We start from the raw sequence: 23028 nt of genomic DNA on the forward strand, positions 1-23028 counted from the left end.
CCGGCCATTTTGTCGTCCTCGAGTGCTGTACCGCGAGTAATGGGTGGGTAAACCAGATCCCGCTGACGCTCATGGGCAACGCCAGAATTCAGTGAGCCAAGAATTGAGGGCGAAGAACCAGGACGCCCTTGAAATATCGAGCGTGTGCAGTTCTGCGCAAGACGCCGCTGAGTGACGATACTCGACTAACTTATTGATAAATATAAATTACAGGCTGTTTCCCCATTTTCGCGGCGCGAAAAAAAATGCGCGCCGCGAAAAAAAATGCGCTCACCTACACCCAATCAGAAATCCAGGTTCTCCACATTCAGGGCATTCTGCTGGATGAACTCGCGACGTGGTTCCACCACGTCGCCCATCAGCTTGGTAAACAGGTCATCCGCCTCGGCCACGTCGTCGATCTCGACCCGCAGTAAGGTGCGCGCGTCCGGGTCCAGCGTGGTTTCCCACAGCTGGCTCGGGTTCATCTCGCCCAGCCCCTTGTAGCGCTGCAGCGCCAGACCTTTCTCGCCTTCCTTGAGGATGGCATCCAACAGGTTCAGAGGCCCGTGAATCTTTTGATTGCGGTCTTTGCGCAGCAGCGTGGCCGGCTGCCGGTAGATTTCGCGCAGTGCAGTCGTCAGTTGGCCCAGCCTGCGCGCCTCGCCCGAGCGCAGCACAGGCCCATCAAGCCGCCGCGACTCTTCGACGCCGCGGACCGTACGTGCCAGCAAAATCCCCTTGTCCTGGGTCGGGCGCCCCTGCCAGCCGCGCTCGTATTCATGCGCAATGAGGTCCAGCCGTTCGGCCACCGCATCGGCGACCCCTTGCAGATCGGCATCCACTCGGCCCTCCATGAAGGCCTCTGCAATCGCTGCCTGTTCCAGGATGTGGCGCGGGTAATGCGTTGGAAAGCTTTCCAGAATACGCTTGGCCTGCCGGGCTTCCTCGACCACACGCACCAGATCGGTGCCGGTAATCTCTTCGCCGGAGCCGAGCCGCAAAATAGCGTCTTCGGCGCCTTGGGAGATCAGGTAGTCCTGCATTTCCGCCTCGTCCTTGAGGTAGACTTCCGAGCGACCCCGCGACACCTTGTAGAGCGGCGGCTGCGCGATATAGAGGTATCCGCCCTCGATCAGCTCTGGCATCTGGCGGTAGAAGAAGGTCAGCAAAAGCGTCCGGATATGCGCACCGTCAACATCCGCGTCCGTCATGATGACGATCTTGTGGTAGCGCAGTTTCGAGATATCGAACTCATCCCGGCCGATCCCGGTCCCGAGCGCCATCACCATGTTGCCGATCTCCTGGCTGCCCAGCATCCGGTCAAAGCGCGCCCGCTCCACGTTCAGGATCTTGCCCTTGAGCGGCAAAATCGCCTGTGTCTTGCGGTCACGGCCGGTCTGGGCTGATCCGCCAGCGCTGTCACCCTCGACCAGAAAGATCTCAGTGTTCGCCGGATCCTTGTCAGAGCAATCCTTCAGCTTGCTGGACAGGAAGTTCATGTCCATCGGGTTCTTGCGCCGGGTCAGATCGCGCGCCTTGCGGGCCGCCTCGCGGGCCAGAGCCGCCTCGACGATCTTGCTGACAATGATCTTGGCCTCGGTCGGGTTCTCCTCGAACCATTCGGCCAGCTTTTCGTTCACCAGCCCCTCTACGGCGGGCCGCACTTCGGAACTGACCAGCTTGTCCTTGGTCTGGCTGGAGAACTTCGGATCAGGCACCTTGACGCTGAGCACACATGTCAGCCCCTCGCGCGCATCGTCGCCGGTAAAGCTGACCTTTTCCTTTTTGGCGATTCCGCTGGATTGGGCATAGTTGTTGATCGTGCGCGTCAGCGCCCCGCGAAAGCCCGCCATATGCGAGCCGCCATCGCGCTGCGGAATGTTGTTGGTAAAGGGCAGCACCGTCTCGTGATAGCTGTCATTCCACCACATCGCGACCTCGACCACGATGTCGTCCCGCTCGCCGGTGATAAAGATCGGGTCGGGCAGCATCGCTACCTTGTGCCGGTCGAGATATTTGACGAATTCCTTGACCCCGCCTTCGTAATGCAGCTCGGTTTCCAGCGGCTCTTCGGGCCGCTCGTCACGCAGCAGGATGCGCACGCCAGAGTTCAGGAATGCCAGCTCGCGCAAGCGTTTCTCCAACGTCTCGAAGCTGTAGGCGAGGTTCGTAAACGTTTCCGTAGAGGCCAGGAACCGCACTTCAGTCCCCTTGCGCCCGTTCGCCTCGCCGACAACCTTCAGATGCTCTGTGGTATATCCGCCCTCGAACCGCGCCACGTGCTCCTTGCCCTGGCGCCAGATTCGCAGCTCCAGCCAATCGCTGAGCGCGTTCACCACGGACACGCCGACACCGTGCAGACCGCCAGAAACCTTATAAGAGTTGCTGTCGAATTTACCGCCCGCGTGCAACTGGGTCATGATGACCTCTGCCGCTGAAACGCCCTCTTCCTCATGAATGTCGACCGGAATACCACGACCATTGTCGCTAACCGAAACCGAGCTATCCTTGTGGATCGTGACCGTCACCCGGTCCGCATGCCCTGCCAGCGCCTCGTCGATACCGTTATCCACGACCTCATACACCATGTGGTGCAGGCCGCTGCCATCATCGGTGTCGCCGATATACATGCCGGGGCGTTTACGGACCGCCTCCAACCCTTTGAGAACTTTAATAGAATCAGCGCCATATTCTTCATGCGCCGCTACTGCCTCTGCCATGCGGAAATTCCTCGTCTTTTCACGTTTTTATACGATTTCTGGGGGGGATTGTCACGCGCATACGCTATATTTCGTGGCTCGTCACTGTGGCGCGATCTGCGACATTCCACCCGCTTCCGTTACCTCGAAATGCTGCGCCCGGGTTCCGAGCTCCGCAAAGAGCTCCGCCCCCGTTCCCGTCATCCAGGCCTGCGCGCCCAACCCGCAAACTTCGTCATAGAGCGCCGCGCGACGGCCGGCATCCAGGTGGGCGGCAACCTCGTCCAGCAACAATATCGGCGGTGCCCCGAAATCGCGCATCAACGCGCGCGCATTGGCCAGAATGAGCGAAACCAGCAGTGCCTTCTGCTCACCGGTCGAGCAATCCCTGGCCGGAACACCCTTGGCGGCATAGACAGCGAAAAGATCCGCGCGGTGTGGCCCGATAAGCGTGCGCCCGGCCACCAGATCGCGAAACCGGCTCTCTGCCAGCGCCTCTCGATAGGCATCCGCCCCCTCGGGCATTTCGTCGCCCGCCGTCGCGGTCAGCTCCAGCTCTGCCGCCGGAAACGCTGTCTCAGCCGCTGCCTGTGCTGCATGCAATTCCACCAGCGCGGCGCGACGGCCCGCGTCGATCTCGGCACCGCGCTGCGCCATCTGCGCCTCCAGCGCCAGATACCAATGCGCGTCGCGCACCTGATCCTTCAACAGCCGGTTGCGTTCGCGCATCGCCTTGTCAAAGCTCAGCACCGCTTCGGCATGGCCCGGCAGAAAACTCATCGTGATCCGGTCCAGAAACCGGCGGCGCCCCTCGGCGCCCTCGATCCACAGCCTGTCCATGCTGGGCACCAGCCACAGCACCCTGGCAATACGCCCCAGCGCCAGTTGCGCTGCCGCCTTGCCATCAATGCGTACCTGCCGCGATCCGCCCGCCTCGGACCATATCTCGACCTCGTGAACCATGTGCAGTGACTGCAGGATACCGGTCAGCTTCCACCCCAGCGCCTCGGGCCGCCGCACCATATCCTGCGCCGCAGCCCGCCGCAGCCCGCGCCCCGGCGAAAACATCGATACTGCTTCGATCAGGTTTGTCTTGCCCGCGCCATTGGGGCCATGGATCGCGATGGGCCGCGCATCCACCTCCAGCCGCGCCGCCCTATGCGAGCGAAAATGCGAAAGGCTCAGCGATGAGAGATAAAGACCGGCCATTCACCGGCTTTCAACATTCCGCAAAGACACCGGCGCAGCGCGCGTCACACGCGCATCGGCATGACGACATATACAGCACTCAGATCATTGCCCTCGCGCATCAGCGTCGGATCGCCGGCTGAATTGAACAGGAACACCGCGTTCTCGCGATCCACCTGGCTGGCGATTTCCAGCAGATACTTGGCGTTGAACCCGATTTCCAGCCGCTCATCCCCATAGGCGACGGCCAGCTCTTCTTCGGCGGCCCCGCTATCAGGCGCGTTCACCGACAGCACCAGGCGGTCTTCATCAAGTGACAGTTTGACTGCGCGGCTGCGCTCTGAACTGACGGTCGCGACCCGGTCCACGGCCTGCGCGAACTCGGCGGCATCCACTTCCATCTTGCGCGTATTGCCCTGCGGAATCACCCGCGTGTAATCCGGGAACGTACCGTCGATCACCTTGGACGTCAGAGTGATGTCCGGCGTGGCAAAGCGGACCTTGGTCTCGCTCACCGACACGGCGATTATCATGTCGTCGTCTTCCAGCAGCTTGCGCAACTCGCCCACGGTCTTGCGCGGCACGATCACGCCCGGCATGTCAGCAGCCCCTTCGGGCAGGTCCGCATCAATACGGGCCAGCCGGTGTCCGTCAGTAGCAACGCAGCGCAACACCTTGCCACCATCGGACTCGGCCACATGCATGTAGACGCCGTTGAGGTAATACCGCGTTTCCTCGGTCGAGATCGCGAATTTCGACTTGTCAAACAGCCGCCGCAACACTGGCGCCTTGGCCGAGAAATTGCTGGCATACTCGGACGTGGCCATGACCGGGAAATCTTCTTTGGGCAACGTCGCAAGGTTGAAACTCGACCGCCCGGCCTCGACCGCCAGCCGTCCGCTGGTGCCATCGTCGCTCAGCGTGACCAGCGCACCATCGGGCAGCTTGCGCACGATCTCGTGCAGCATCACCGCCGATACGGTCGTAGATCCCGCGCGCTCCACTTGCGCCGGCGCCTTGTCCACCACTTCGATATCCAGGTCGGTCGCGCGGAACTGAACCGTGCCGCCCTCGGCCTCGATCAACACGTTGGCGAGGATCGGGATCGTGTTGCGCCGCTCGACCACCGATTGCGCCTGAGACACCGCCTTGAGCAAGGTCGCCCGTTCAATGCTGAGTTTCATGGCCCTGCTCCTTCACTTGACGCACCGCCGCGCCGGGAAGGGCACGTTAGCAACGTCCCCTACCGGTGCAAGCCTTTTCTGACAGTTTTCCGCTGGATCGACGCGCCCGTCAAGTCGGCGAGCCGCGCGATCCGGCGATAACACCCATTTGGGCGGAAGAGCGGCGCGCCTCAGGCTTCCAGCGTGCGGCGCAGCAGCTCCAGGTCCTCGGCGATCTGCGCATCGCGCGCGCGCAGCTCCTCGATCCGGCGCACACCATGCATCACGGTGGTGTGGTCGCGTCCGCCAAAACGGCGCCCGATATCCGGCAGGCTGCGGCTTGTCATCTGCTTGCACAGATACATCGCCACCTGGCGCGGGCGCGCATAGATCCGGGTCCGCTTGGGCCCGACAAGATCGCTCAGACGGATGTTGTAATGGTCCGATACCTGGCGCTGGATCTCTTCCACCGACAATTGCCGCTCGGAGGCGCGCAGCACGTCGGCCAGGCAATCCTGTGTCAAATCCAGCGTGATCTCGTGCCCTACCAGCGAAGCAAAGGCAAACAACCGCGTCAGCGCGCCTTCAAGAACCCGAACATTCTTGCGAATCCGGTGCGCGAGAAACTCCAGCACCCCGTCGGCCATGACCAGATCGGGATATTGGTTGCGGTAGAATTCGACTTTCGATTGCAGAATCCCGAGACGCAATTCGTAGTTGGTCGGATGCAGATCCACCACCAGGCCGCATTGCAGGCGCGACTTGATGCGCTCTTCCAGCTTTTCGATCTCGCCCGGGGCACGGTCCGCCGAGATGATGATCTGCTTGCCGCCATCGACGAGCGCATTGAAAGTATGGAAAAACTCTTCCTGCGTGCTCTCCTTGCCGGCAATGAACTGAACGTCATCAACCATCAGAACATCGACCGAGCGGAACATTTCCTTGAAATCCATCATCTTGCGGTCGCGCAATGCTTGCACGAACCGATACATGAACTGCTCTGCCGACAGGTAAAGCACGGTCAGGCTGGGCTGATTCTGTTGCAGCTCCCACGCGATCGCATGCATCAGGTGCGTCTTGCCCAGGCCAACGCCCCCATAGAGAAACAGCGGGTTGAACGTGACCGGCCCGCCTTCGGCGACACGTTTGGCGGCCGCATGGGCCAATTCGTTCGGCTTGCCGACGACGAAACTGTCAAAGGTGAATTTAGGGTCCAGCGGCGCGGCTGCGATCAGCGCCTCGCGTTCGGCCCGGCCCGCATCAACCTTTGGGGCGGCAGGCACTTGGGCGCGTGGCGCGGCAGAGCGCTTGGCAGGCACGTTGAACGCAATGCGACGCACTTCGGGCGTGTCCGTGCGGAAATGGAACAGGATCTGTTCGCCAAATTTCTGTGCAACATAATTGCCGACGAAAGTGGTCGGCACGTCAAGTGTCGCGACCCCATCCGCGACCCCCGACAATTCCAGAGGCTCGATCCAGTTAGTGTAGTTGCTCGATCCGACCGTTTTCCGAAGGTCTTGCTTGACCCGTCCCCATTGATCTTGTGTCATTCGTTCCCGTTCCGCGAGCAGCGCATCAACATTGCCATTTCCAAACCCGGCGGGCCTGCACCCGATCCGGCCGAAGCGATCCAACATGACTTCAGACGCAAAACGCAGACTGTTGAAACCGCAGTGGTCACAACACCCAGACCCCACAGATGGGCCATTGCGTAAGTTTTACGTCGTAAACGGATGGCGGGACATCCCCGTACCGCCTGATCCGCGACGAAATTCATGTCGTACCGGGGCAAATGCTGGCAAGGCAATTGCCCTGCATATACGCTTACTGACGCCTGAATAAGCTGGCGTCACGTGTGCGGATCATCCCTTCCCCCAGGTGAATCGCTAGGGCAAACTAGCAACTGCTTCGGCGCACTCGCAACTGTTCTTCGTCCTTGACTCTGTTTTTTCAGGAAAAGAATCTCAGGCGTTATTTTTATGCCTCAGAAACGAAAAAAGGTGCCGCATAAGCGACACCTTTACGATCAACACGTTAGCCGTTCTTTAGCCGAGTGCCTTCACCCGTGCCGACAGCCGCGAGACCTTGCGCGACGCGGTATTCTTGTGCAGGACACCCTTCGTGACACCGCGCATCAGCTCGGGCTGAGCGGCGCGCAGGGCGGCGGCGGCGGCATCCTTGTCACCCGAGGCAATCGCCTCTTCGACCTTGCGCAGGTAGGTGCGGATGCGCGAACGGCGTGCCTTGTTGATAGCAAATCGCTTTTCGTTCTGGCGGGCGCGTTTTTTGGACTGTGGCGTATTGGCCATGTGAATCAGACCCTTTCTCAGTGTTCGGTCATTATGTTTTCAATTGTACAGCATGATCCCGAACGGGCCCCTCATAGGGAGTTGATTCTTGCCTGAGCGGGCATCACGCGCATGTATTGCGGCGTCAGATACCCCTGACAGGTCAGAATTGCAAGTGCCGGAGCGCAAACCGCCCGCAATCTGACGATCCGCCCCGGAAACAGCGCCGCGCCCCCAAGGGCCTGCACCGGCCTATTTGTCGCGGAACTGCGCCTCGCGTTTTTCCATGAAGGCAGACATGCCTTCCTTCTGGTCTTCGGTGGCAAAGAGAGATTGGAACACGCGCCGCTCGAACAGCAGCCCCTCGCGCAGGGGCATTTCGTAGGAGCGGTTCACCGATTCTTTGACCGCCATCACACTGATCATGGATTTCTCGGCGATCTTGGACGCGGCGGCCATCGCCTCTTCGCGCAACTTCTTGACCGGCACCACGCGGCTGACCAGACCAGATCGATCGGCCTCTTCGGCGTCCATGAAGCGCCCAGTCAGGTTCATGTCCATCGCCTTGGATTTGCCGATCAACCGCGTCAGGCGTTGCGTTCCGCCCATGCCCGCTATCACGCCCAGATTGATTTCGGGCTGGCCGAACTTCGCGGTTTCCGACGCGATGATGAAATCGCACATCATCGCCAGTTCGCAGCCGCCGCCCAGCGCATAGCCCGAGACGGCAGCGATGATCGGCTTGCGGATGCGCATGATCGCGTCCGGCTCGGGCCCAAAGAGATCCCCCGCGAACACTTCGACAAAGCTCTTCTCGCTCATCATCTTGATGTCGGCCCCGGCGGCAAACGCCTTTTCCGAGCCGGTCAGAACGATGCACCGCACCTTGTCGTTGGCTTGCGCGTCTTCCAGCGCCGTCACCAACTCGCCAAGCAGCTGATCGTTCAGCGCGTTCATGGCATCGGGACGGTTCAGGGTGATAAGGGCAACGTGGTCTTCTACCTCGACAGTAATCGTCTCAAAGGCCATGAAATCTGCTTTCGCTTGTTTCTGTCAGGCCTCAGGGTTTACCACCCCGGCCCACGCTTTCAACCTATCTTTGGCACTTCGGACAGTAGAAGCTCGAACGCCCCGCCTGCACGATTCGGCTCACAGTCCCGGTGCAACCCTCATGGCGACACGCCTGTCCCTCGCGGTCATAGACGTCAAAACGATGTTGAAAATATCCCAATTCTCCATCGGCTTGCCGGAAATCACGCAAGCTTGATCCACCCGCCGCGATGGCATCGCGCAGCACCTCACGGATGATCGGCACCAGCCCACCCGCGCGCCGGGCGCTGAGGCTCGCGGCCCTTCGTCGCGGCGAGATACGCCCGCGAAAAAGCGCCTCGCACACATAGATATTGCCCAGCCCGGCAACGATTCGCTGGTCCAGCAACGCCGATTTGATCGGGGTCGCCTTGGCCTTCAACGCAGCAATCAGGTAATCCTCGTTGAAACTGTTGCCGAGCGGCTCCGGCCCCAACTTGGCCAACAGCACATGCCCCTCGCCCAGCGCCGTATCGAACAGATCCATCGCCCCGAAACGCCGGGGATCGTTGAACGTGATCCGCGCGCCATTCTCCATATACAGCACCACATGGTCATGCTTTTCCGGCGCCGGATGGTCATGTACGAATCGGCCCGTTTTGCCAGAGGCGCTTCTGGGGTCAGACGGATTGCCCGAGATCAGCATCCGCCCCGACATGCCGAGATGGATCAATAACGTCTCGCCAGAACTCAGGTCAGCCAGGATATACTTGGACCGCCGCCGCAGCCCCAGCACCCGTTGCCCGGCCAGCCGCGCAGCCATATCAGGGGGGAACGGCCAGCGCAGATCGGGCCGGTTCACATCAGCCCGGGCGATCACCGCGCCCTCCATCACCGGGGCCAGCCCGGCGCGGACGGTTTCAACCTCTGGCAGTTCGGGCATGGCAGTCTCCGGCAGTATACGGGCAAGTGTGAAAGGGCCGCATTGTGTCCGCGCCCGAGCGCTCTATAACAAGGCCCTGAAACCGTGCAAGGCAAGGCCCATGACCGAGAAAACCACCCATTTCGGATTTCAGACCGTCCCCGAAGCCGAAAAGGCAGGCCGCGTGCGCGGTGTGTTCGGCTCTGTGGCCAGCAAATACGATGTGATGAACGACGCCATGTCGATGGGCATCCACCGCGTCTGGAAGGATGCGATGATGGATTGGCTGGCGCCCCGTCCCGGCCAGCGCCTGCTGGATGTGGCGGGCGGAACCGGCGACATCGCATTCCGGTTTCTCAAACGCGCGGGTTCTGGCCATGCGACCGTGCTGGACCTGACCGAGCCGATGCTGGTCGAAGGCCGCAAGCGTGCCGAGGCCGACCAGATGGCCGCCAACCTTGACTGGGTGGTGGGCGACGCGATGGCGCTCCCCTTTGCCGATAACAGCTTTGACGTCTACACGATCAGCTTCGGAATCCGTAACGTCACCCGCCCCCAAGAGGCGCTGAACGAGGCCTTTCGTGTGCTCAAACCCGGCGGCCGGCTGATGGTGCTGGAATTCAGCCAGATCCCCAACGATCTGATGCAAAAGGTCTACGACCTCTATTCGTTTCACATTATCCCGCGTCTGGGACAGGTGATCGCCGGTGATCGCGACAGCTATCAGTATCTTGTCGAATCGATCCGCCAGTTCCCCGATCAGGACACTTTCCTCGGGATGGTGCGCGCCGCAGGGTTCGAACAGGCCAAGTACCGCAACCTGACCATGGGCATCGCCTGCCTGCATTCCGGCTGGAAAATCTGAGCGATGCGAGGTCCACATAATATCATCCGCCTGATCCGCACGGGTGCCACGCTGGAGCGCACCGGCGCGATGGCCGTGATCATGAACGCAATGGACGCGCCTCCCCTAGTCCGCGGCGCACTGCGTTTCCTCGCCTGGCCGTTCCAGTGGCTGGGCCTGCGCGGCGACCCCAACATGCCCCCCGCAACACGGGCGCTCACGGCACTGGGCCCGGCCTATATCAAGTTCGGTCAGATCCTCTCGACCCGGCCCGATCTGGTGGGCGACGAACTGGCCACGCAGATGCGCATCCTGCAAGACAAGCTGCCGCCGTTTGACATCGACACGGCCAAGGCCAGCGTCGAGCATGAACTGGGCCAGCCAGTCGAGACCATGTTCGACGATTTCAGCCCGCCCGTCGCCGCCGCGTCCATCGCCCAAGTGCACAAGGCGACGCTGCGCGAGAATGGCGAGGCGGTCGCGATCAAAGTGCTACGCCCCGGGATCGAACGCGCCTTTCGCGTCGATATCGATGCCTTCTACTTCGCCGCCAACTTGATCGAATTCCTCTCACCCGCCGCGCGCCGCCTGCGGCCGACGGATGTGATCGCCCATTTCGAGGGCGTCGTGATGGGAGAACTGGATTTGCGGCTCGAGGCGTCCTCGGCCTCGGAATTTGCCGCCAACACCGCCGGTGACGAGGGCTTTCAACTGCCCGCGATCAAATGGGATCTGAGCAGCCGCCGGGTGATGACAATGGAATGGGCCGATGGCGTGTCGCTGGGCGACAATGCCGCGATTGACGCAGCCGGCCATGACCGTGTGGACCTCAGCAACCGAGTGCTGCAGCTCTTCCTCAGCCACGCGCTGCGCGACGGGTATTTCCATGCCGACATGCATCAGGGCAATCTCAAGGTCGCGCCAAATGGCAATATCATTGCCTATGACTTTGGCATCATGGGCCATATCGACGAATACACCCGCCGCGTTTATGCCGAGATCCTTTATGGCTTCATCAAGCGCGATTATCGCCGCGTCGCCGAGGTGCATTTCGAGGCCGGTTATGTGCCAGCCGACCGTGATGTAGACGAATTCGCCCGCGCCCTGCGCGCCGTAGGCGAGCCGATATTCGGCATGGACGCCAGCCGGATCAGCATGGGCAGCCTGCTCAGCTACCTGTTCGAGGTGACCGAACGTTTCGGCATGGAAACCCGGACCGAACTGATCCTGCTCCAACGCACGATGGTTGTGGTCGAGGGCGTCGCACGCTCGCTAAACCCGCAGATCAACATCTGGCAAGTCGCCCGCCCTGTGGTCGAGGACTACATTCGTCAGAGCCTGGGCCCCCGCGCCATCGCTCAGAGCTTCGGACGGACTGCCGCGGTACTGTCACGCTTTGGCCCGCGCCTGCCGCAACTGGTGGAAGCCGCGCTGATCCGCGCCTCTGCCCCGCCGCCAGAGCCACCGCGCCACCGGCGGCGTGATCTGGCGCTCTGGGGCGCCGGTGGGGCTGTTCTGGGGGCCGGTCTGCTGGCGGCCTGTCTCGCGGTTCTCTGAGACCGGGAACAGCCACCGACATTTCGGAGCTACAAACGAAAAAGGCAGCCCAGTGGGCTGCCTTTTCCTGATACACCCACGCCGAAGCGCGGTGCGTATTCTCAGGTGTCGTCGCTCGAGTCGAGCGCAGCGATACCGATGATCGTGACAGCGATACCTGCAGCGATCAGGCCGGGCGTCAGGCCCAGCGCGGGACCTGCGGTCGACACGAACGGATCAGCGTTGACGTCTTGAGCTGCAACAGGTGCAACAGCGGAGACGGCGATTGCAGCAGCTGCTGCAAGGGTCATAAGCTTTTTCATAAATATTCTCCAAACCGGGTTTCAGAATTTGTGTCTCCACAAACCTCAAGGCGAATATCGCACAATCAGAAGACAAACAAAATAGTAATCCTCAGTTTCGGTCTGTTTTGCGCTTCTTCGCCGATCATGACACGCACATCCCTACACAACTGATATTGCTTGATATTTCTTGACGTAATTTGGTGACCCAGCATGAGTAAGCGGCGCGACTTTTCAACCGTTGCGATCATGCAACATGCCGCTGCGTCAGGCAAATCGGCATCCCCCCACGATTCATAGCCGCCCTTTTTCACTCCGAAGAGGTGCAAGCCACCGTGACTTTAAGGCCGAAATGATCACGCAGTAACGCGCAATCGCCACGTCGCACCCGGCGAGGTTGGAACGCGGCAGGCTGCCGCCTCACCCGTCCTCGGGTCGGAGCAACGCGATGACAGAGGACGTCAGTACTTCCTGCCCGCCCTCCATAATCAGGACCGTGATGCCACCACTCAGCCGGGCTTCGACCACGCGCGATTGAGTGGCGACCGGGGCGGTCCCCAGATGCGTCTCGCCCGGAAACGAATCGACGCTCATATGATAGGTGCCCTCAGGCAGGATCTGGCCTGTCTCATCGGCGCCATCCCAGGCCACGGCGCCGCCTCCCGCCGGCACCGGTTGCTGCTGAACAATGGCGCCTGCGGTCACATCATCAAAGCCTCACCCAAGGGCAGTGTTACAGGGCGCTTCTCAAGAGGGCGTTAACGTTTCAATTTGTAGGGGTTTTGCAAGGCGCGCGCTGTCAGCCCCGGAATCTCTCCCATTTGGTCAATGTTTGCGCCTTTTGGCACAAAGCCGGACACGCGCCACAATTGACAAATATCAATCATTGGGCGGGGTTTCGTGCTAGACTGGTCTGATTGACGATGGAGGTAGAGATATGCGCTACATCACAATCACCACATGGGAAATTGCCGATGGGGCCGACTACAATCTGGCCCTGCGCGCAATCGAAGAGAAACGTATTCCCGCACTCAAGAGTTACGGGGCAAGCCGCGTCACGGTCATCCGCACCAGCGACCGGACCAGCGCGGCCATCACCGAATGGCCCGACAAGATCACGCGGGACGCAGCCGAGTTGCAGATCGACGAGGTACGCAAATCGATCCACCGGGATGACCAGACCCGGATGACCGGAGAGATGAAGGGCGAGATCGTGGCCGACATCTGACGCCCGCCGCCTGCGTGACGCCTACCCGACCGGAACCGCGGCAGCAGCCTCGCGACCAGCGCGTCCCGGACCTTTCGAAAGACCCGCATCGCGCACCCTGCTCTCGTATCATCGCTCAGTCGTAACTGCGGCGATCTTCGATCACTTTCCCATCGTTGGGAAGCGCGCCCTTGGGAACGATCTCGATCCGGCCCTTCAGCTTCAACGCATCGGCGACCGACCTTGCATAAATGGCCTCGTCGCCCCCTTCGCTGCTCTCGATCTGAACGGTCATCACGTCCATCTCGCCCTCGCGGGTGGCGACGACACGCACGCGGGCAATCTCGTCATGCCGCGCGACCAGATCCGCCACCTGCTCTGGGCGCACGAACATGCCCTTGATCTTGGTCGTCTGGTCGGCCCGGCCCATCCATCCCTTGATCCGGATATTCGTCCGGCCACAGGGGCTTGTCCCCTCCATCTGCGCGCTCAGGTCGCCGGTGGCAAAGCGGATCAGCGGATAGTCGGGGTTGAGCGTGGTCACCACCACTTCGCCAACTTCGCCGGGGGCAACAGGGTTGCCCGTGCCCGGCGTGACGATCTCGACGACCACGCCCTCATCCACGATCAGCCCCTCCATCGCCGCGCTTTCATAGGCGATGTTTCCCAGATCGGCGGTGGCATAGCATTCCCGGCAAACGATGCCCCTGTCGGCATATTCCTGCCGCAGGGAAGGAAACAACGCCCCCCCGCCAACCGCAGCCCGGGTGATTTTCAGCGCCAGCCCCAGCTCGTCCGCCTTGTCGAGGATCACTTTCAGATAGTCAGGTGTACCGGCATAGGCGGTCACACCGATATCATGCGCGGCCCGCGCCTGCAGTTCGGTCTGGCCGGTCCCGGCTGGCAACACGGCGGCTCCCACGGCGCGGGCGCCATTCTCGAAAATCATCCCCGCCGGCGTCAGGTGATAGCCAAAGCAGTTCTGAATGATATCCCCCTTGCCGATCCCGCAGGCCGCCAGAAACCGGCCCATCCGCCACCAGTCGTGATCGGTGCTGCCCGGCTCGTAGATCGGCCCGGGCGACTGAAACACATGCGCAAACGCACCGGGCGCGCGCGCCGCCAGCCCGCCAAAGGGCGCATTGGCGCGCTGTTCCCGGCTCAGATCGGATTTGCGCAGCACCGGCAGAGCTGCCAGATCCTCGACCCGAATCACACGTGCCGGATCGACCCCGGACAGGTGATCGCGGTACCCCGGCAGCGCCTGCGCCCGTGCCACCTGAAGCGGCAGATCGCGCGCCAGCGCCTCGGCGCGGGCCTCGGCGCTGCGTGTCTCCAACTCATCAAAATACTGCGACATGTAACCTTCCTCTCACCCGCTGCGCGTCTGCGACAGCCTGACCAGTTGCTTTGGACGCCGCTCTGTGGCACATTTCGGTATTCCTTCGTATACAATAAAGCTCGGAGTGTGACCGCCATGCCTCTCACCAGCACGCCGTCCACCGCGGATGATGCCGAGCTCGACCGGCGCATCACCTTTCACGACGATATCCAGACCATGGAGGTGGATTTTTCCGATTTCCATTTCGGCGGCTCCGAGATCGTGAACCGGTTCTACGACCGGCTCGAAGCCCGCATCGACGCCACCGGCGAGCCGCAGTGGTTCTTCATGATCAACCTCAACGGCACCCGTATCGACCCCGCCGCATGGATCGCCTATTCGCGGCGTGGCCGCGCGCTGAACCTCGCGCATTCCATGGGCTCCGTTCGGTATGATGCCTCCGAAGAGACCCGCCAGCAAATCATCCGCGCCGCCAATACCGAGGCATTCGATCCCAACCTCTTCGCCGATCGCAAGGCCGCTTTGGCGCGGATCGCCGAACTGCCCAACACCCGCCGCCGCAAACAGAACCTTGAACCCAGCCATACGCTGACCGATTTCGTGCGCCGCGTCCGCTTCGATGACGAAAGCGGGATCATGCATGTCGATTTCTCGCATTTCACGCTCAATCACAGCCGCGACGTCGACGATGTCTACGAGTATCTCGAGGAACGCCTTAAGGAGACCGGCCGCAAGTGGTTCTTCCTCGTCGACATGAACGGATGCCAGATCATGCCCGGCGCATGGATACGCTACGCTTTTCGCGGCAAGGCGCTCAACATCGCCTACTCGCTCGGCTCGGTACGCTATGCGGCCGATTCCGAAACCGAGGCCGATATCCGCCTGCGTGCCGAAAGCCAGGGTTTCCGCCCCAACATCCGCAACACCCGCGCCGAAGCGCTCGAATTGATCGAGGAACTGCGCGCCGACCTGCCCGAAGACTGAGCCTGCGCGCACCGCGATTTCGCGCTGCCCGGTCTCTGTGTTGCTATCGGTACTGGGGTACTGGGTCATGTGCGGCTCCGGCCCGGCCTCAGCTCAGCCACCGCTTGCGGCGGCGATAACTGCGCACATCGCGAAACGACTTGCGCCCGTCATCCGACATCCCCAGGTAAAATTCCTTCACATCCGGGTTTTCGCGCAGGCTCTGTGCCGGGCCGTCCATCACCACGCGCCCGGATTCCAGGATATACCCGTAGTGGGCAAAGCGCAGCGCCACGTTGGTGTTCTGCTCAGCCAGAAGAAAGGTCGCCCCTTCCTTCTCGTTCAGCGATTTCACTATGTTGAAAATCTCCTCCACCAACTGCGGCGCCAGCCCCATGCTCGGCTCGTCCAGCAGGATGGTCTCGGGCCGTGACATCAACGCCCGGCCGATCGCCACCATCTGCTGCTCACCGCCCGAGGTATAGCCGGCCTGGCTGCGACGCCGCTCCTTGAGGCGCGGGAAATAGCTGTAGACCAGTTGCAGATCGGCATCGATATCCCCGCGGCTCGCCTTGCGCGTATAGGCCCCGGTCAGCAGGTTTTCCTCGACGGTCAGGTGCTCGAAACAATGCCGCCCCTCCATCACCTGGATGACACCCTTCTTGACCAGTTCCGAGGGCGCCAGATCCTGGATGCGCTCGCCCCGGTAGCTGATGCTGCCCTTTGTCACCTCGCCGCGCTCCGAGCGCAGCAGGTTCGAGATCGACTTGAGCGTGGTGGTCTTGCCCGCCCCGTTACCCCCCAGCAGCGCGGTGATCCCGCCCTTGGGCACGTTGAGGCTGACACCCTTCAGCACCAGGATAACGTGATTGTAGATCACCTCGATATTGTTGACCTCTAGGAGGTTTTCCTCGGTCTGTCCGGCATCCAGCATCTCAGGATTCTCCCGTCATGGCGCGCCCGACTGACAGGGCGCACGATCATGCTTCTTCTTTGTAAAAATACTCGAATTCCCCGGCCGCAACGGATGCTGCGGCCGGAGAGTTAGGCTCAATTGCAGGACGGCTCGATCCCGTTCTCTGCCGCGTAAGATGCCGAATCCTCGGCAACTAGGGCATTGATGACTTCCTGGTCAGACTGATAATAGTCGGTGATCAGCTCAAACTCACCCTTCTCGGCATTCCACTGCGATACAGCACCCATGCCGTCGCCGCCGTGGTTCTCGCACGACACTTTGAACTCCGGCCCAAAGCCCGGCAGGCCCAGACCGGCCATCTTGGCCTCGGTGATCTCCAGCGCTTCCATGCCATCGCGCATCTGCGCCGCATTGATGGCCGACGTGCCGGCAATCTCCTGCGCGGTCCGCATCGCTTCGACCGCCAGCATCGCCGCGTACATGCCGCGGTTATAGAGAACGCTACCGACCTGATCGCCCGCACCCGCAGCCTTGCCCGCCTCGACGACATATTTCGCCATGTCGTCATAAAGCGGATAGTCGCTGCCAAGGTTGTGGAAGGTCAGCGCCTTGTAACCATTGGCCTTGGCACCCGCCGATTTCACGTCGTTCTCCGACCCGGACCACCAGATACCGATGAACTGATCCATCGGGAAACGGATGTTCACCGCTTCCTGGATGGCCACCTGGTTCATCACGCCCCAGCCCCACATGATCACATTGTCCGGCTTTTCGCGGCGGATCTGCAGCCACTGCGATTTCTGCTCTTGGCCCGGATGATCCACCGGCAGCAACATCAGCTCGAACCCGTGCTTCTTGCTCAGTTCTTCCAGCGTGCGGATCGGCTCCTTGCCATAGGCGGAATTGTGGTACACCAGCGCGATCTTGCGCCCTGAAATGTCGCCGCCATTCTCATTCAAGATATGGGTGATCGCGTGGCTTGCCCCGTCCCAGTAGTTGGCCGGATAGTTGAACACGTTCTTGAACACCGCACCGTTCTTGGCGGACGTCCGCCCATAACCCATCGTGTGCAGCGAAATTCCGTCCGACGTGGCTTTGGGGATCAGCTGATAGGTGATGCCCGTGCTGAGCGGTTGATAGAGCAACGCGCCTTCGCCCTTGGTCGCTTCATAGCATTCGACGCCCTTCTCGGTGTTGTAGCCGGTCTCGCACTCGATCACCTTGATCTTCTCGCCGCCAACGCCGCCGTCACGTTCGTTAATCAGGGTAAAATAATCCTGATACCCGTCCGAGAACGGGATGCCGTTCGCAGCATAGGGGCCGGTGCGATAGCTGGTATCGACCACGACGAGATCCGCAAGCGCGGGCCCCGCGGCCATCATCGCGCCCAGCGCGGCCGTCATCAGTGTTTTTCTCATCGGTTTGATCCTCCCTTGGTTTTGTCCGATCTCTTCTTTCGCAAGGTGGGGTTCCTCCCCCCCACCGCACGTCGTCAGCCCGCCCCTAGTGGGGAAAGGGCCAAAGTCTCAGCTTCTCTTTCGCCACGCGCCACAGCTGCGCCAGCCCATGTGGCTCGGCCACCAGGAACACGATGATCAGCGCACCGACGATGATGAACTCAAGATGTGCCGCCAGATCGGTAGGCCAGCCCAGCCCGCCCACCAGCAGGTTCTTCAGAAATACCGGCAGCAGCACCAGGAACGCAGCACCCGCAAAGCTGCCAAAGATCGAGCCAAGCCCGCCGATGATCACCATGAAGAGCACGAGGAAAGATTTGTTGATCCCAAACGCCTCGCCCACTTCCACAGCGCCCAGATAGACCGAGAAGAACAGCGCACCGGCGATCCCGATGAAAAAGCTACTGACCGCAAAGGCGCTCAGCTTGGCCTTGAGCGGATCCACCCCGATGATCTCGGCGGCAATGTCCATGTCGCGGATCGCCATCCACTTGCGCCCGGCCATGCCCCGCGTCAGGTTCCGCGCCACCAGCGCGCTCGCCGTCACGAAAAGCAGGCACACAAGATAGGCCGCCCAGGGCGCGGTCTCGGCCCCAGTGACCGGCACGCCCAGCACGGTGCGCTCGGGCGCGCTGATCTGGCCCGAGGCCGAATAATTGTAGAACCACGGCACCCGGTTGAAGAGCCATACCAGGAAAAACTGCGCCGCCAGCGTCGCCACCGCCAGGTAGAACCCCTTGATGCGCAGCGACGGCAACCCGAACAAGACGCCCACGCCCGCCGTGATGCCCCCCGCGAGGATCACATGGATCAGGATCGACACCTCGGGAAATGACGTCATCAGCTTGTAGCAGGCATAGGCGCCCACCGCCATGAACCCGCCAGTGCCCAGGCTCACCTGCCCGCAATAGCCGGTCAGGATGTTCAGCCCGATCGCCGCGATGGCATAGATCAGGAACGGCAGGAACACCGCGTTGACCCAGTAATCATTGATGACGAACGGCACCACCGCAAAGGCGATGACCAGAACCGCATAGTACCGGTACCGGTCGAACTTGATCGGAAAGGTCTGGCTGTCCTCGGCATAGGAGGTCTTGAAATCGCCTGCTTCACGATAGAACATGATAGGACCCCTCAGTCTTGTATAGGCCGGGCGTCATCCCGGCAGTCTTGTACCGGTCAAACGCGCTCAATGATCTTCTCCCCGAACAATCCCTGCGGCCGGAACACCAAAAAGATCAGCGCCAGAACATAGGCAAACCAGTTTTCCGTCGCGCCCCCGATCATCGGACCGATGGCAAATTCGAACAGCTTCTCGCCCACGCCGATGATCAACCCACCGACAATGGCACCGGGGATCGAGGTGAAGCCACCCAGCATCAGCACCGGCAGCGCCTTCAGCGCGATCAGCGACAGCGAGAATTGCACGCCCGATTTCGTGCCCCAGACGATCCCCGCAACCAACGCCACGAACCCCGCCAGCGACCAGACCATCACCCAGATGTAATTCAGCGAGATTCCGACACTCAGCGCCGCCTGATGGTCGTCGGCCACGGCGCGCATCGCCCGGCCCTGCTTGGTGTATTGCGCGAATATTACCAACCCGACGACCAGCAGCGCGGCGATCCCCGTCGCCACGATATCCAGATTGTCGATGAAGAACCCGTAATCGAAGATGCCAAAGGTAATTTCGTCAATCGCGCTGTTGATCCCCTGCGGCAGCCCGACATCCAGCTTCTTGATGTCTGCGCCCCACATGATGTCACCCATTCCCTCTAGGAAATAGGCCAGCCCGATACTCGCCATAAACAGGATGATCGGTTCCTGATTGACCAGGTGGCGGAACACGAAATGGTTCACCAGCCACGCCAGCGCAATCATCACCACCATCGTCAGGACAATCGCCAGCAAGGCGGGCAAGTGCCAGCCGAAATGGTGAATTTCGGTGCCGAAGACCGCGTTGATCAGGTGCGAGAACGGCACCTGCCCGTCCATGATCCCCACCAGCGTCAGCGCGGCAAACAGCGCCATCACCCCCTGGGCATAGTTGAAGATGCCGCTGGCCTTGTAGATCAGCACAAAGCCCAGCGCGACCAGCGCATAGAGCACCCCGGCCATCAGCCCGTTGAGGAAAACCTCCATCGCAAAGACCAGTTGTTCAGGCATTGTGCTGTCCTCCAGAATTGGGGCCTACCCGCGCCGGGGCCTTTGCGCCCGCGTCCGCGCGCACCGACGCTCTACCGACGGAATACCGACGCGATACCGATGTGCGAAAATCAATCATGCGCCACCCCCAGGTAGGCATCGATCACATCCTGGTTCGTGCGCACCTCGTCGGGCGTGCCGTCTCCGATCTTCTTGCCGTAATCCATCACCACCACCCGGTCGCTGAGATCCATGACCACGCCCATGTCATGTTCGATCAGCGCGATGGTCGTGCCGAACTCGTCGTTCACATCCAGGATGAAACGGCTCATGTCTTCTTTTTCTTCGACATTCATGCCCGCCATCGGCTCATCCAGCAGCAGGATCGACGGCTCCGCCGCCAGCGCGCGAGCCAGCTCGACCCGCTTCTTCAAACCATAAGGCAGACGGCCGACCGGCGTTTTGCGGATGTGCTGAATCTCGAGGAAATCAATAACTTTTTCAACAACTTCCCGGTTCTCCACCTCTTCACGCTCGGCCTTGCCCTTCCAGAGCGCCTGCGCGAACAACCCGGCCTTCATCTGCCGGATACGGCCCGTCATCACGTTGTCCAGCACGCTCATCCCCTCGAACAGGGCAATGTTCTGGAACGTGCGCGCGATGCCCTGCTGAGCGACCTGGAAGGGCTTCATCGGCGGGCGTTTCTCGCCCTTGTAGAACACCTCGCCCTCCTGCGGGTTGTAGAAGCCGCTGATGACGTTCAGCATGGATGACTTGCCCGCGCCATTGGGGCCGATGATCGCGCGGATCTCTCCGTCGCGAATGTCGAAGCTGATATCCTGGATCGCCGTAACCCCCCCGAAACGCAGGGTAATATTCTTCATCTCCATCACCACGCCGCCGATCTTCCGGCCGTCTTCGGTGGTATAGGGTTCGACGCTGTCAAGCATTGGAATATCCTTTGAATACCGCGCCCAGGCGGGATGGCGGGCGGGGCGAAAGCGAAGCTGAGCGGTGCACGATCATTCCGCTGCCACCTGTCGCGTACCCTCGACCGGGACCACCGCCGCATCGACAATCTTCAGCGTGGCTGAAATGCTGCCCTTGCGGCCATCCTCGTAGGTCACTTCGGTCTTGGTGAATATCTCGTCCGACCCGTCATAAAGCGCGGTCAGAAGGTCGTTGAACTTCTCCGAGATCACACCGCGCCGCACCTTGCGGGTGCGCGTCATCTCTCCATCGTCGGCATCCAGTTCTTTGTGCAACACAAGGAAGCGATGCACCTGACATCCCCCCAGCATCGGATCATGCGCCAGCGACCGGTTCACCGTCTCGACATGCTCGCGGATCGTCTCCAGCACCTTCGGATGTCCCGCCAGTTCCTGATACGACGCGTAACCAATGTTGTTGCGCTCCGCCCAGTTGCCCACGGCCGTCAGGTCGATATTGATAAAGGCGGTGCATTCCTCGCGGCCATTGCCGAAAACCACGGCCTCCAGGATGTTGGGAAAGAATTTCAGTTTGTTTTCAACATATTTGGGCGCATATAGCTCGCCCCCCGCCATCTTGCCCACATCCTTGGCGCGGTCGATGATGCGCAACTGGCCGGTTTCCTCGTCAAAGTAACCGGCATCGCCCGTCGCGACCCAACCTTCGGGGTCTTTCGTGCTCTTCGTGCTTTCCTCGTTCTTGTAGTAATATTCGAACACGCCGGGGCTGCGATAGAACACTTCGCCATTGTCGGCGATACGGATTTCCACCCCCGGCGCGGGCACGCCCACCGTATCGGCGCGCACTTCGCCGTCGGGTTGCAGTGTGATGAAAACCGATGCCTCGGTCTGGCCGTAGAGTTGCTTGAGGTTGATCCCGAGCGAGCGGTAAAAGCTGAAGATCTCCGGCCCGATCGCCTCGCCCGCCGTATAGCCCACGCGCACGCGGCTGAGGCCAAGCGTGTTCTTGAGCGGGCCATAGACCAGCAGGTTGCCCAGCCCGTATTTCAGCCGGTCCATCATGCCCACGGATTTGCCGTCCAGAATGTCGCCGCCCACCTTGCGGGCGTGCTCCATGTAGCGATCAAACAGCCATTTCTTGAAACGGCCGGCATCCTCCATGCGGATCATCACGTTGGTCAGCTGCGTCTCGAAAACGCGCGGCGGCGCAAAGTAGTAGGTTGGCCCGATCTCGCGCAGGTCGGTCTGCATCGTGTCCGCGCTCTCGGGACAGTTCACGCAGAACCCGCACCAATAGGCCTGTCCGATGGAGAAGATGAAATCGCCCACCCATGCCATCGGCAGATAGGCCAGCACTTCTTCGGTCAGCCGCAGTTTGTCGAACTCGGACGACGACCTGGACGCCTCGATGATGTTGCGGTTGCTCAGCACCACGCCCTTGGGCTTGCCCGTAGTGCCCGAGGTATAGAGCATGACACAGATGCTATCGTAGTTCAGCTTCTCGCGGCGCGCCCGCAACTCGTTGATGTTTTCTGCGTGGGTGGCGCGGCCCTTGTCCTGAATCTGACTGTATTCATGCAGCTTGGAATGATCGTATTTGCGCAGACCGCGCGGATCGATATAGATCATGTGTTCGAATTCAGTCAGTTGGCCCTGAATCTCGATGACCTTATCGACTTGTTCCTGATCCTCAACGATGGCGATGCGCGCACCGCAATGGTCCATGACATAGGCCATCTCGTCGGCCGAAGCGTCCTGATAGAGAGGAACGGGAATCGCGCCCACCGATTGCGCCGCAACGATGGCCCAGTAGAAATAAGGTCGATTGCGCCCGATGATCGAAATGAAATCGCCCTCTTTGACGCCAAGGTCGATCAGACCCAGCGCCAGCGCCTCGATCTCTTTTTCAGTTTCGGCCCAGGTCCAGCTCTGCCAGATCCCGTATTCCTTCTCGCGGTAAGCAGGGCGATTGGCGAACTGCGATGCATTACGTTGAAGCAGCGCCGGAATCGAGCCGAGCCCGTCCGTCGCCTCTATAGGCTTGGCCAAATTGTCTTCCTCCCAGATGCCCGTCTGCGCGGGCCGATCACCTCGA

The 23028-nt window shown here is 60.9% G+C and carries 21 protein-coding genes; 4 read left to right on the forward strand and 17 right to left on the reverse strand.

The features are described 5' to 3' along the window. Positions 1 to 284: 284 nt before the first annotated feature. From gyrB to mutM, 7 genes are all read right to left on the reverse strand, one after another. Positions 285 to 2702, reverse strand: a complete 2418-nt coding sequence (gyrB, locus tag O3306_RS06560) for a DNA topoisomerase (ATP-hydrolyzing) subunit B (RefSeq protein ID WP_272004778.1) — start codon at positions 2700 to 2702, stop codon at positions 285 to 287. 81 nt (positions 2703 to 2783) lie between these two features. Continuing rightward, a complete protein-coding gene (recF, locus tag O3306_RS06565; protein WP_272004780.1) occupies positions 2784 to 3890 on the reverse strand; it encodes a DNA replication/repair protein RecF in 1107 nt (368 codons plus the stop codon). A 44-nt stretch (positions 3891 to 3934) separates the two neighbouring features. Then, positions 3935 to 5053 (reverse strand): DNA polymerase III subunit beta, encoded by a 1119-nt coding sequence (dnaN, locus tag O3306_RS06570; RefSeq protein WP_272004782.1) that lies wholly within the window; start codon positions 5051 to 5053, stop codon positions 3935 to 3937. A 170-nt stretch (positions 5054 to 5223) separates the two neighbouring features. Beyond that, entirely contained in the window at positions 5224 to 6582 is a 1359-nt protein-coding gene (dnaA, locus tag O3306_RS06575; protein WP_272004784.1) for a chromosomal replication initiator protein DnaA, read from the reverse strand. A gap of 495 nt (positions 6583 to 7077) precedes the next feature. Further along, on the reverse strand, positions 7078 to 7341 hold the full coding sequence (gene rpsT / locus O3306_RS06580; protein WP_272004786.1) for a 30S ribosomal protein S20: 264 nt from the start codon (positions 7339 to 7341) through the stop codon (positions 7078 to 7080). Positions 7342 to 7572: 231 nt separating this feature from the next. Further along, on the reverse strand, positions 7573 to 8349 hold the full coding sequence (locus O3306_RS06585; RefSeq protein ID WP_272004788.1) for an enoyl-CoA hydratase: 777 nt from the start codon (positions 8347 to 8349) through the stop codon (positions 7573 to 7575). A 64-nt stretch (positions 8350 to 8413) separates the two neighbouring features. After that, on the reverse strand, positions 8414 to 9292 hold the full coding sequence (gene mutM / locus O3306_RS06590) for a bifunctional DNA-formamidopyrimidine glycosylase/DNA-(apurinic or apyrimidinic site) lyase (RefSeq protein ID WP_272004790.1): 879 nt from the start codon (positions 9290 to 9292) through the stop codon (positions 8414 to 8416). 100 nt (positions 9293 to 9392) lie between these two features. On the opposite strand from mutM, the gene ubiE reads away from it, so the two are divergent. Together ubiE and ubiB are read left to right on the forward strand one after the other, a co-directional pair. Beyond that, the gene (gene ubiE / locus O3306_RS06595; protein WP_272004792.1) at positions 9393 to 10136 is read left to right on the forward strand and encodes a bifunctional demethylmenaquinone methyltransferase/2-methoxy-6-polyprenyl-1,4-benzoquinol methylase UbiE; all 744 of its coding nucleotides are present in this window, start codon (positions 9393 to 9395) and stop codon (positions 10134 to 10136) included. A 3-nt stretch (positions 10137 to 10139) separates the two neighbouring features. Beyond that, positions 10140 to 11672, forward strand: coding sequence for a 2-polyprenylphenol 6-hydroxylase (gene ubiB / locus O3306_RS06600; protein ID WP_272004794.1), 1533 nt, complete (start codon positions 10140 to 10142; stop codon positions 11670 to 11672). A gap of 101 nt (positions 11673 to 11773) precedes the next feature. On the opposite strand, the gene O3306_RS06605 is transcribed toward ubiB, so the two are convergent. The 3 genes from O3306_RS06605 to O3306_RS06615 all read right to left on the reverse strand — a co-directional run bounded on the left by O3306_RS06605 (position 11774) and on the right by O3306_RS06615 (position 12658). After that, a complete protein-coding gene (locus tag O3306_RS06605) occupies positions 11774 to 11962 on the reverse strand; it encodes a hypothetical protein (RefSeq protein WP_272004796.1) in 189 nt (62 codons plus the stop codon). Between the two features lie 77 nt (positions 11963 to 12039). Beyond that, positions 12040 to 12267, reverse strand: a complete 228-nt coding sequence (locus O3306_RS06610) for a hypothetical protein (RefSeq protein ID WP_272004798.1) — start codon at positions 12265 to 12267, stop codon at positions 12040 to 12042. A gap of 106 nt (positions 12268 to 12373) precedes the next feature. Beyond that, a complete protein-coding gene (locus O3306_RS06615) occupies positions 12374 to 12658 on the reverse strand; it encodes a hypothetical protein (RefSeq protein ID WP_272004800.1) in 285 nt (94 codons plus the stop codon). Positions 12659 to 12890: 232 nt separating this feature from the next. On the opposite strand from O3306_RS06615, the gene O3306_RS06620 reads away from it, so the two are divergent. Further along, positions 12891 to 13181, forward strand: coding sequence for a hypothetical protein (locus O3306_RS06620; RefSeq protein WP_272004802.1), 291 nt, complete (start codon positions 12891 to 12893; stop codon positions 13179 to 13181). Between the two features lie 115 nt (positions 13182 to 13296). Here O3306_RS06620 and O3306_RS06625 read toward each other — a convergent pair whose 3' ends face one another. After that, complete coding sequence (locus O3306_RS06625; protein WP_272004804.1) at positions 13297 to 14520, reverse strand: phenylacetate--CoA ligase family protein; 1224 nt, start codon at positions 14518 to 14520, stop codon at positions 13297 to 13299. A 117-nt stretch (positions 14521 to 14637) separates the two neighbouring features. Between O3306_RS06625 and O3306_RS06630 the strand changes: the two genes are divergently transcribed. After that, positions 14638 to 15486: a hypothetical protein gene (locus tag O3306_RS06630; RefSeq protein WP_272004806.1), complete on the forward strand. Its 849-nt coding sequence runs from the start codon at positions 14638 to 14640 to the stop codon at positions 15484 to 15486. An 88-nt stretch (positions 15487 to 15574) separates the two neighbouring features. On the opposite strand, the gene O3306_RS06635 is transcribed toward O3306_RS06630, so the two are convergent. From O3306_RS06635 to O3306_RS06660, 6 genes are all read right to left on the reverse strand, one after another. Then, complete coding sequence (locus tag O3306_RS06635) at positions 15575 to 16399, reverse strand: ABC transporter ATP-binding protein (RefSeq protein ID WP_272004808.1); 825 nt, start codon at positions 16397 to 16399, stop codon at positions 15575 to 15577. A gap of 116 nt (positions 16400 to 16515) precedes the next feature. Beyond that, positions 16516 to 17799, reverse strand: a complete 1284-nt coding sequence (locus tag O3306_RS06640; protein WP_272004810.1) for an ABC transporter substrate-binding protein — start codon at positions 17797 to 17799, stop codon at positions 16516 to 16518. An 85-nt stretch (positions 17800 to 17884) separates the two neighbouring features. Continuing rightward, positions 17885 to 18961: a branched-chain amino acid ABC transporter permease gene (locus O3306_RS06645; RefSeq protein ID WP_272004811.1), complete on the reverse strand. Its 1077-nt coding sequence runs from the start codon at positions 18959 to 18961 to the stop codon at positions 17885 to 17887. Between the two features lie 56 nt (positions 18962 to 19017). After that, complete coding sequence (locus O3306_RS06650; RefSeq protein WP_272004813.1) at positions 19018 to 20004, reverse strand: branched-chain amino acid ABC transporter permease; 987 nt, start codon at positions 20002 to 20004, stop codon at positions 19018 to 19020. A gap of 110 nt (positions 20005 to 20114) precedes the next feature. Continuing rightward, positions 20115 to 20933, reverse strand: coding sequence for an ABC transporter ATP-binding protein (locus tag O3306_RS06655; RefSeq protein WP_272004815.1), 819 nt, complete (start codon positions 20931 to 20933; stop codon positions 20115 to 20117). A gap of 72 nt (positions 20934 to 21005) precedes the next feature. Next, complete coding sequence (locus tag O3306_RS06660; RefSeq protein ID WP_272004817.1) at positions 21006 to 22982, reverse strand: AMP-binding protein; 1977 nt, start codon at positions 22980 to 22982, stop codon at positions 21006 to 21008. Positions 22983 to 23028 lie beyond the last annotated feature (46 nt).

Origin of the sequence: Roseovarius sp. ZX-A-9, from assembly GCF_028369135.1 — a bacterium.
Classification (GTDB): Bacteria; Pseudomonadota; Alphaproteobacteria; order Rhodobacterales; family Rhodobacteraceae; genus Roseovarius.